Origin of the sequence: Nocardiopsis chromatogenes YIM 90109 (assembly GCF_000341185.1) — a bacterium.
In the GTDB taxonomy this organism is placed as follows: Bacteria; Actinomycetota; Actinomycetes; order Streptosporangiales; family Streptosporangiaceae; genus Nocardiopsis_A; species Nocardiopsis_A chromatogenes.
This window is the reverse complement of the sequence record NZ_ANBH01000208.1, coordinates 1-241: the sequence shown is the minus strand read 5'-3', so window position 1 is coordinate 241 and position 241 is coordinate 1. Positions and strand designations below refer to the sequence as shown.

The following is a 241-nucleotide window of genomic DNA, read 5'->3' as shown; positions in this document are numbered from 1 at the left end:
CGCCCCCCCCCCCGCGGCTCCCCCCCGTGCGCGGGCGTGTCCGGCTCCAGCCACAGCACGCCCAGCGGCGGCAGGTCGAGCACCGCCGAGGCGGGCAGGCCGTGCGCGGGCTCGGAGGCGGCCTCGACGAGGGCCGGTCCGCCGCGGAACCCGCTGCCGCCGAACCCGGCGTCGTCGGTGTCCAGCAGCACCCGCCAGGGGCCCGGCTCGGGCAGCCCCACCCGGCGGCCCGCGTGCGGGA

General features: G+C 83.0%; 1 protein-coding gene. It reads right to left on the bottom strand.

Translation table 11 applies throughout. From position 1 onward, the window contains the following. Positions 1-241: alpha amylase C-terminal domain-containing protein (locus D476_RS33935; protein ID WP_040726712.1), on the bottom strand; the 241-nt coding region annotated here is incomplete at both ends.